The sequence below is a fragment of the Kitasatospora sp. MY 5-36 genome, from assembly GCF_001182915.1.
Lineage (GTDB): Bacteria > Actinomycetota > Actinomycetes > Streptomycetales > Streptomycetaceae > Kitasatospora.
Map to the genome: position 1 here is coordinate 1 of NZ_LFVW01000527.1, position 8127 is coordinate 8127.

The 8127-nt window shown below is 71.4% G+C and carries 6 protein-coding genes; 5 read left to right on the forward strand and 1 reads right to left on the reverse strand.

Annotated elements, in window-relative coordinates:
* From AE652_RS29175 to pknB, 5 genes are all read left to right on the forward strand, one after another.
* Positions 1 to 356, forward strand: a 356-nt coding sequence (locus tag AE652_RS29175) for an FHA domain-containing protein (protein WP_049656869.1), incomplete at its 5' end; no start/stop codon positions are given.
* Positions 357 to 409: 53 nt separating this feature from the next.
* On the forward strand, positions 410 to 2029 hold the full coding sequence (locus AE652_RS29180; RefSeq protein WP_049656872.1) for a PP2C family serine/threonine-protein phosphatase: 1620 nt from the start codon (positions 410 to 412) through the stop codon (positions 2027 to 2029).
* A 133-nt stretch (positions 2030 to 2162) separates the two neighbouring features.
* The gene (locus tag AE652_RS29185; RefSeq protein ID WP_049656877.1) at positions 2163 to 3566 is read left to right on the forward strand and encodes an FtsW/RodA/SpoVE family cell cycle protein; all 1404 of its coding nucleotides are present in this window, start codon (positions 2163 to 2165) and stop codon (positions 3564 to 3566) included.
* Entirely contained in the window at positions 3563 to 5020 is a 1458-nt protein-coding gene (locus AE652_RS29190; RefSeq protein WP_049656873.1) for a penicillin-binding protein 2, read from the forward strand. The genes AE652_RS29185 and AE652_RS29190 overlap by 4 nt, the downstream gene beginning before the upstream one ends.
* Positions 5021 to 5280: 260 nt before the next feature.
* Positions 5281 to 7398 (forward strand): Stk1 family PASTA domain-containing Ser/Thr kinase, encoded by a 2118-nt coding sequence (gene pknB / locus AE652_RS29195; RefSeq protein WP_049656874.1) that lies wholly within the window; start codon positions 5281 to 5283, stop codon positions 7396 to 7398.
* 130 nt (positions 7399 to 7528) lie between these two features.
* Here pknB and AE652_RS29200 read toward each other — a convergent pair.
* Positions 7529 to 8127 (reverse strand): class E sortase (locus AE652_RS29200; protein WP_049656878.1); only part of this gene is annotated, 599 nt, incomplete at its 5' end.

The window sequence follows — 8127 nt, forward strand, 5'->3', positions numbered from 1 at the left end:
CGCCGACCCAGGCCGGCCCCGCGGCGGCCCAGACCCAGGGCGGCGGCGGGCGCCGCCGCGGCGGTCCGACCCAGCTCGTCGTGGTGCAGGGCTCGCTGGCCGGCACCACGGTGGCGCTCCAGGGCCAGACCATCACGCTCGGCCGCGCGCACGACTCCACCATCGTGCTGGACGACGACTACGCGTCCTCCCGGCATGCCAGGATCTATCCGGATCAGACTGGGCAGTGGACGGTCGAGGATCTAGGCTCCACCAACGGCACCTATCTGGACCGGCAGCGCCTGACCGCGCCCACTCCGCTCCAGCCGGGCATGCCGATCCGTATCGGCAGGACCGTCATCGAACTGCGGAAGTAGTAGCGCATGAGGGACAGCATCCCGTCCATGACCCAGAGGGGGGCACAGGTCGCATGACCCTGGTGCTGCGCTTCGCCGCCGGCTCCCACAAGGGACTGATCCGGGAGGGGAACGAGGACTCCGGCTACGCCGGGCCGCGGCTGCTGGCCGTGGCCGACGGCATGGGCGGCGCCGCGGCCGGCGAGGTCGCTTCCTCCGAGGTGCTCGGCTCGATCGTCCGGCTGGACGAGGACGTGCCGGGCCCCGACCTGCTGACCCTGCTGGGCGACGCCGTCCAGGGCGCCAACGACCGGCTCCGGCAGATGGTCGAGGAGGACCCGCAGCTGGAGGGCATGGGCTGCACGCTCACCGCCATGCTGTGGACGGGCCAGCGGATGGGCATGGTGCACGTCGGCGACTCCCGCGCCTACCTGCTGCGCGACGGTTCCCTGGTGCAGATCACCCAGGACCACACCTGGGTGCAGCGCCTGGTCGACGAGGGCCGGATCACGCCCGAGGAGGCCGAGACCCACCCGCAGCGCTCGCTGCTGATGCGGGCGCTGGACGGCCGCGGCCAGGTCGAGCCCGACCTGTCGATCCGCGAGGTCCGGGCCGGCGACCGCTACCTGATCTGCTCCGACGGCCTCTCCGGCCCGGTCAGCCACCAGACCCTCCAGGACACCCTCGGCAGCTACTACGCGCCCGAGCAGACCGTGCAGGAGCTGATCCAGCTCGCGCTGCGCGGCGGCGGTCCGGACAACATCACCTGCATCGTGGCGGACGTCATCGACGTCGGCGCCACGGACACCATGAGCGGCCAGTTCAACGACGTCCCGGTGGTGGTCGGCGCGGTCGCCGACGCCCCGCCGTCCTCGGCCGCCGCCGACCGCTCGATCGCGGACACCCCGGCCGGCCGCGCCGCCGGCCTCGGCCGCGGCCCGCAGGGCGCCTTCGGCCCGGCCGAGGGCTACGCGGAGGGCTTCGGCCCCGCGCAGAACGGTTTCGGTCCCGCCGAGGGCTACGAGGGCGAGTACGGCCCCGGCTCCGGCGAGCCCTCGGTGTACGGCACCGAGGACTTCGACGAGGAGCGGCCCTCGAGGCGCAAGCGCAAGGGCCTGACGGTCTCGCTGGCCGCCCTGGTCACGCTGGGCCTGCTCGGCGGCGCCGGCTACTTCGGCTACCAGTGGACCCAGGACCAGTACTACGTCGGCACCCAGGACGACCACGTCGCGATCTACCAGGGCATCAACCAGAACCTGGCCGGGGTGAGCCTGTCCTCGGTGCACTCCTCGTACAGCAGGATCCAGCTGAAGTGGCTGCCCGAGGACCAGCAGGTCCACGTGAAGAAGACCATCTCGGTCGGCAGCATGAAGGACGCCCAGTCGACGGTCAACGAGCTCGACGGCTGGGTCCAGCTCTGCCAGAAGGCCGCCAGGGCGACCGCCCCGGCCGTACCGCCCGCCACCCAGGCGACGCAGGCCGCGTACCTGGCCAGCACGCCCACCCCGACCGAGAAGAACCGCGGTCCGGCCGCCACCACGCCGACCACCGCGCCTCCGGCCTCGCCGACCGCCCCGGCGGCACCCGCCCCGGCGCCGAACGCGACCCCTCCGGCCACCGGAGCGCAGGGCGACCAGGCCCCCCCACTGACCGAAGAGGAACTCAGCCGGGCCAACTCCTGCCCGAAGCAGTGACGTCCGTGATCCGACATAGGACCGCCCCGAGCGGGTTTGCCGGCCGTCAGGGAGCGGTCACCACGTGAGCAGCTACGACCTGAGCCAGGAAACCACCCGGTCCGGCCGACGCCGGGCGGCGGCCGAACGCACGATCCCCCGTCGGCGGGGCAACACCACGATCTCCCCGCAGGAGGCGCCGAACCGGCGCAACACCGAGCTGGCCCTGCTGGTCTTCGCGGTGCTGCTGCCGGTCCTCGCGTACGCCAACGTCGGCCTCGCGATGGACGCCAAGCTGCCCGCGGGCATGCTCGGCTACGGGCTCGGCATGGGCGCCCTGGCACTGGTCGCGCACCTGCTGGTGCGCCGCTTCGCGCCGTACGCGGACCCGCTGATGCTGCCGATCGCCACCCTGCTCAACGGCCTCGGGGTGGTGATGATCTGGCGGCTGGACAAGGCGGGCAAGCTGCTCCGGGGCAACTACCCGGCGGCCGAGAACCAGCTGATGTGGTCGGCCCTCGGGATCGCCGGCTTCATCGGGGTGATGGTGCTGCTGAAGGACCACCGGGTGCTCCAGCGCTACACCTACATCTCGATGGTGGTGGCCCTGGTCCTGCTCGCGGCGCCGGCCTTCTTCCCGTCCCGGGCGGAGGACTTCGGCGCCAAGATCTGGATCCGGATGGGCAGCTTCTCCATCCAGCCGGGCGAGTTCGCCAAGATCGTCCTGACCGTGTTCTTCGCCGGCTACCTGATGGTCAAGCGGGACGCCCTGGCGCTGGCCAGCCGCCGGTTCATGGGCCTGTACCTGCCGCGCGGCCGCGACCTCGGCCCGATCATCGTGATCTGGCTGCTCAGCCTGCTGATCCTGATCTTCGAGAACGACCTGGGCACGTCCTTCCTGTTCTTCGGCCTGTTCGTGGTGATGCTCTACGTGGCCACCGAGCGGACCAGCTGGATCCTGTTCGGCCTGCTGATGTCGGTCGGCGGCGCGGTCGCGGTCGCGTCGACCGCGAGCCACGTGAAGGTCCGCATCGACGCCTGGCTCGACCCGATGGCCGCCTTCGGCGCCAACCCGCCGAAGGGCGCCACCGAGCAGATCGGCCAGTCGCTGATGGCGCTCGGCTCCGGCGGGGTCACCGGCTCCGGCCTGGGCCAGGGCCGCTCCTGGCTGATCGCCTTCGCCGCCAAGAGCGACTTCATCCTGGGCTCGTTCGGCGAGGAGCTCGGGCTGACCGGCCTGATGGCGATCTTCCTGCTGTACGCCCTGCTGGTGCAGCGCGGCCTGCGCACCGCGCTCGCCGCCCGCGACCCGTTCGGCAAGCTGTTCGCCGTCGGCCTCTCCTCGGCGATGGCGATCCAGGTGTTCGTCGTGGCCGGCGGTGTCACCGGGCTGATCCCGCTCACCGGTATGACCATGCCGTTCCTCGCGCAGGGCGGTTCGTCCGTGGTCGCCAACTGGGCGCTGGTCGCGATCCTGCTGAAGATCAGCGACAGCGCCCGCCGACCGGGGGCCGAACCGGCCCCGCCCACCGAGGGCCAGGAGGGACCAGCCCGATGAACAAGCCGATCCGCCGGGTCTCGATCTTCTGCCTCGTCCTGATCCTGGCCCTGATGGTGCGCACCAACTGGGTGCAGGGCGTCCAGGCCGATTCCTGGGCCACCAACAAGAACAACAAGCGCCAGCTGTACGACCGGTACGCCCACCCGCGCGGCAACATCATCGTCAGCGGCCAGCCGGTCACGAAGTCCGACTTCGTCAACGGCCTGCGCTACAAGTACAAGCGCTCCTGGGTCGACGGCCCGATGTACGCCCCGGTGACCGGCTACTCCTCCCAGGCCTACGGCTCCAGCCAGCTGGAGAACCTGGAGGACGGCATCCTCTCCGGCACCGACGACCGGCTGTTCTTCCGCAACACCCTGGACATGCTGACGGGCGAGCAGAAGCGCGGCGGCGACGTCGTCACCACCATCAACGCCAAGGTGCAGAAGGCCGCCTTCGACGCGATGGGCAACAAGAAGGGCGCGGTGGTCGCCCTCGACCCGAAGACCGGCGCGATCCTGGGCCTGGTCTCCACCCCGTCCTACGACCCCGGCACCTTCGCCGGCGGCGAGGCCGCCGACACCAAGGCCTGGACGGACCTCAACGCGGACCCGAACAAGCCGATGCTCAACCGGGCGCTGAAGGAGACCTATCCGCCCGGCTCGACCTTCAAGCTGGTCACCGCGACCGCGGCGTTCGAGAACGGCCGCTACCAGAGCATCGACGACGCCACGGACACCCCGGACCCGTGGGTCCTGCCCGGCACGACCACCCAGCTGAAGAACGAGAGCCCGAACGAGCGCTGCGAGAACGCCACCGTCAAGTCCGGGATGGACCAGTCCTGCAACACGGTCTTCGCCAAGATGGGCGCGGACCTGGGCAAGGAGCGGATGCGGGCGCAGGCCGAGAAGTTCGGCTTCAACAGCACGATCGACACCCCGGTCCGCTCCGAGAAGAGCGTCTTCCCGGACAGCTCGAGCCCGGACGGCACCGCCCAGGACTCGATCGGCCAGCACGACACCCGCGCCACCCCGCTCCAGATGGCCATGGTCTCCGCCGCGATCGCCAACAACGGCAGCCTGATGCAGCCGTACCTGGTCGACCAGGAGCGCTCGGCCACGCTGACCACCGTCTCCAAGCACACCGAGAAGCAGTTCTCCCAGGCGATGAGCCCGGCCACCGCGCAGAAGATGCAGGACCTGATGGTCTCGGTGGTCGAGAACGGCACCGGCACCAACGCCAAGATCCCCGGCCTGCAGGTCGGCGGCAAGACCGGCACCGCGCAGCACGGCGAGGACAACGCCGGGCTCCCGTTCGCCTGGTTCACCTCCTGGGCGAAGACCCCGGACGGCCAGTCGGTCGCGGTCGCGGTGGTGGTCGAGGACGGCTCCCAGAACCGCGACGGCATCAGCGGCGGCCGCCTCGCCGCCCCGATCGCCAAGGCGGTGATGCAGGCCGCACTCGGCAAGTAGGAGCGCGGGTCCGGGGTGAGGGGAATGTCACGATGGGCAGCCCCGTCCGGATACCGGTCTGGTATCGGCCGACGGCTGACTCCGGTCCGCTGCGGTCCGACCGGTAGCGTATCCGCCAGCAGCGGGTGTGCCCGTTGCCGCCCGCGAGGCACCGCACGGCCCGGCCGGAGAACCGGTCGCGGACCGCGCGGCGTCACCCAGAGCGTGCGGGGACACCTACGTCACAACCTCACCGGCGGGTGAGGGAGAGGGTCGGAACTATGGAAGAGCCTCGTCGCCTCGGCGGCAGGTACGAGCTCGGCGGCGTCCTCGGACGCGGCGGCATGGCCGAGGTGTACCTCGCCCATGACACCCGACTCGGCCGCTCCGTCGCTGTGAAGACGCTCCGGGCCGACATGGCCCGGGATCCGTCGTTCCAGGCCCGGTTCCGCCGCGAGGCGCAGTCGGCGGCGTCCCTGAACCACCCCGCCATCGTCGCCGTGTACGACACCGGCGAGGACTACATCGACGGCATCTCCATCCCGTACATCGTGATGGAGTACGTCGAGGGGTCCACGCTGCGCGAGCTGCTGCACTCCGGCCGCCGGCTGCTGCCCGAGCGGGCGCTGGAGATGACCATCGGCATCCTCCAGGCCCTGGAGTACTCGCACCGGGCCGGCATCGTGCACCGCGACATCAAGCCGGCCAACGTGATGCTGACCCGGCAGGGCAACGTCAAGGTCATGGACTTCGGCATCGCCCGTGCGATGGGTGACGCCGGGATGACCATGACGCAGACCTCGGCCGTCATCGGCACCGCCCAGTACCTCTCCCCCGAGCAGGCCAAGGGCGAGCAGGTCGACGCCCGCTCCGACCTCTACTCCACCGGCTGCCTGCTCTACGAGCTGCTGACCGTGCGCCCGCCGTTCGTCGGCGACTCGCCCGTCGCGGTGGCCTACCAGCACGTCCGGGAGGAGCCGCAGCCGCCGTCGGTCTTCGACCCCGAGGTGCGCCCCGAGGTCGACGCGATCGTGCTGAAGGCGCTCGCCAAGGACCGCGACTACCGCTACCAGAGCGCCGACGAGATGCGCGACGACATCGAGCGCTTCCTCGACGGCCTGCCGGTGGCCGCCGCCCAGCAGGCCGCGTACGGCATGGGCCCGGGCGGCTACGGCTACGACCAGAACGGCTACCCGCAGCAGCACGACCCGTACGGCCAGACCAACGTGCTGCCGCAGCAGCCCGGCGGCCCGACCACCGTCCTGCCGCAGGCCTCCGGGCAGCCCGGCTACGGGCAGCAGGGCGGCTACCAGGACGACGGCTACGGCCAGACCTACGCCGGCCAGGCGGGCGGCAACGACGGCTACGACGACGGCTACGGCCGCGGCGGGGGCCGGCGGGGCGAGGACCCGCCGAAGAAGAGCAACACCTCCTGGATCGTGCTGGCGGTGGCCGCCGTGCTGGTCCTGGTCGGCACCTTCTTCGTCGCCCAGGCGATGTTCGCCGACAAGGGCACCAAGGAGACCGCGAAGGTCACCGCGCCGAACCTGGTCGGCAAGACCCTGGCGGAGGCCAAGACGGCCGCCGCCGCGGCCGGTGCCAAGCTCGTGGTGACCGAGGGCGACAAGATCGCCTGCCCGGACACCAACATCAAGAAGGACCAGGTCTGCACCCAGACCCCGCCGTCCGGCACCCAGGTCGCCGAGACCTCCACCATCACGGTGCAGGTCTCCTCGGGCCCGGCCAAGGCGCAGGTCCCCGGTGTGGTCGGCAAGCCCAAGGACCAGGCCACCAAGGCGCTCGCCGACCTCGGTTTCACCAACGTGACCACCGAGTACAAGGACGACGACACCGCCGCGCAGGACACCGTCACCGCCCAGGACCCGGCGCCCAACGCGGCCGTCGACCCGAGCGCCCCGATCAAGCTGACCGTGTCGCAGGGCAAGGCCAAGGTGACCGTCCCGAACGTGGCCGGGGCCCAGAAGGAGGACGCGCAGGCGACCCTCCAGGGCCTCGGCTTCCAGGTGGACGTCTCGAAGACCGCGCCGGCCCCCGACCCGAGCAAGGTCAACACCGTCGCCTCGCAGTCGATCCCGGCCAACACCAAGGCCCCGGCCAACAGCAAGATCTCGCTGACGATCTTCAAGGCGCAGGACAAGCCCCAGGTCCCGCCGCTGGCGAACGTCAAGCTGGGCGCCGCCGCGGACCAGCTGAAGGCGCTCGGCCTGACCTACGTCGTGGTCAGCGGTCCCCCGGACCCGAACGCGACGATCCTCCAGAGCAACCCGCCGGCCGGCACCCAGGTCGACCCGAACACCCAGATCCAGCTCTACACCAAGGCGGCCGAGCCCCCGAAAGGGAGCGACCCCACCACCACACCCCCCAAAGGGGACCACTAGGCCTCCGGTATTCCCCTGGTTCGGCTGAGCCGGGGAACGAGCAGCACGGAGCACGCCCGAGGGCCCGCCGCGACGAACGCGGCGGGCCCTCGGGCGTTCCGTACGGGCTCCAGGAGGCCCGTGGGCGGCTTCAGGAGTGCCGCAGCTCCGGCGGCGGGGTGCGCTTGGCGTCCATGTCGTCCACCCGCACCAGGCTCCCCCAGACGGCCATCCGGTAGCGCGAGGTGTACACCGGCGTGCACGTGGTCAGGGTGATGTAGCGGCCGGGGCCCTCGTAGCCGGAGCGGGCCGGGACGGGCGCCACGATGCCGGTGTCGTACTTGGACGTCTCCGCCAGGGTGCTGTCGACCTTGTAGACGTACCACTTGTCCCGGGTCTCGACCACGACGGCGTCGCCCCGGTGGACGGCGTCCAGGTCGTGGAACTTGGCGCCGTGGCCGTCCCGGTGGGCGGCCAGCGCGAAGTTGCCCTGCTGGTCCCACGGCATCGCGGCCCGGTACGGCTGCTCGTAGACGCCCGCGACGCCGTCGTCCAGGACCTCGGTGGAGGTGCCCATCCGGATCAGCACCTGGTAGTCCCGGCCCATCGCCGGGACGTGCAGGAAGCCGACGTCGTCCCCGGCCGCGAACTGCTTCGGCACGGACCCGGGCTCGGCACCGGGGGCGCCGGGAGCAGCGGACGCGCCGGGGGCCGGGGCGGCGCCGGGCGTCGCCCCGGGGCCGGGGCGCG